The organism is Vibrio sp. 10N.286.52.C3 (assembly GCF_041468865.1).
GTDB classification, from domain to species: domain Bacteria; phylum Pseudomonadota; class Gammaproteobacteria; order Enterobacterales; family Vibrionaceae; genus Vibrio; species Vibrio crassostreae_C.
Genome location: NZ_JBFRJM010000138.1, coordinates 1 through 1,258, shown reverse-complemented (window position 1 = coordinate 1,258; position 1,258 = coordinate 1). Strand labels below are relative to the sequence as shown.

1 protein-coding gene is annotated in these 1,258 nt (G+C 44.3%); it reads right to left on the bottom strand.

The genetic code is table 11. The features are described 5' to 3' along the window. Positions 1-9: 9 nt before the first annotated feature. A protein-coding gene (locus AB4138_RS23795; protein ID WP_210448093.1) for an IS3 family transposase occupies positions 10-1,187 on the bottom strand; the annotation gives its coding sequence in 2 pieces (ribosomal slippage) (positions 10-929 and positions 929-1,187; 1,179 coding nt in all). Between the last annotated feature and the right edge of the window lie 71 nt (positions 1,188-1,258).

Sequence of the window (1,258 nt, the reverse complement as noted above, 5' to 3'; positions counted from 1 at the left end):
TTGTAGTGGTCAACTGATATTGGCCACGTTCCTAGAGTTTAACCAGAACAATCGTTCTGATTCATTGGGAGTCAAACCACCGTTGTATTGGTGCGGGCGGAGTTGGCAATAATACCCAATAATGTATCGAGTAATTTCTTGTTGTGCCTCTGCAAAGCTCCGATAACCTACTGTAGGTATCCATTCCGTCTTCAAGCTTCTAAAGAAGCGTTCCATTGGTGCATTATCCCAGCAATTTCCTCGTCGAGATAAGCTTTGCTTGATCTGAAAGCGCCACAGTAATTGCCGATAACTTCGGCTTGTATAATGACTGCCTTGATCACTGTGAAACATGACGCCCTGTGGTTTACCACGAGACTCATAAGCCATGGCAAGAGCCTTACGAGTTAATCGACTATCGGGCGATAATGACATTGCCCAACCAATCGTTTTTCTAGCGAACAGGTCTAAAACTACGGCTAAGTACATCCAACGATAGCCAGTCCAAACATAAGTAACGTCACCAACCCAAACTCTGTTTGGCTCCGTAACTACAAACTGGCGGCCTAAGAGGTTTGGGATCTCAATATGTTCTTGTGATGCTTTACGATACCTGTGTTTTGGCACTTGGCAGCTCACTAGACCAAGGGCTTTCATGAACTTCGTTGCTCTGTAGCGACTCAGGTTAGTTCCCTGACTCGTTATTATGTCAGCAATGGTTCTCGCTCCCGCAGAACCGTTGCTTGCGGCATGTGCCTCGCTAACTAAACTACGGAGCTTTGCTGTTTCGGCATCAATTTCTACTGGACGTTTTCGCCAGTAGTTATAACTGCTTCGATGAACATTGAACACTTCACATAATATTTTCACGCTGTGGCTCTGCTTGAGTTTCTTGATTATCAAGAATTGTTCAGTGAGTCCGACATCAACAGAGCCGTGGCTTTTTTTAATATTTCATTATGCTCTTCAAGGCGAGCTAACTTCTTTTTTAATTCACGTATTTCAATTTGCTCAGGCGTCATCGGCGATGCTTTAGGTGCTTTCCCCTGACGTTCCTCTTTTAGTTGGCGAACCCACTTATCCATCGTGGACTTCCCAACATTCATAGCTTGAGCAGCCTCTGTCACAGAGTGGTTCTGATCTAGAACCAGTTGTGCCGCTTCTAATTTGAATTCAGCGCTAAATAGTCTTCTTGTACGTTTTGTCATAGTGTCACCTGTTAACTTATGAGGTGATGATATCACCTCTAACTAAGTGACCAAATTCAGCGTACCACTAC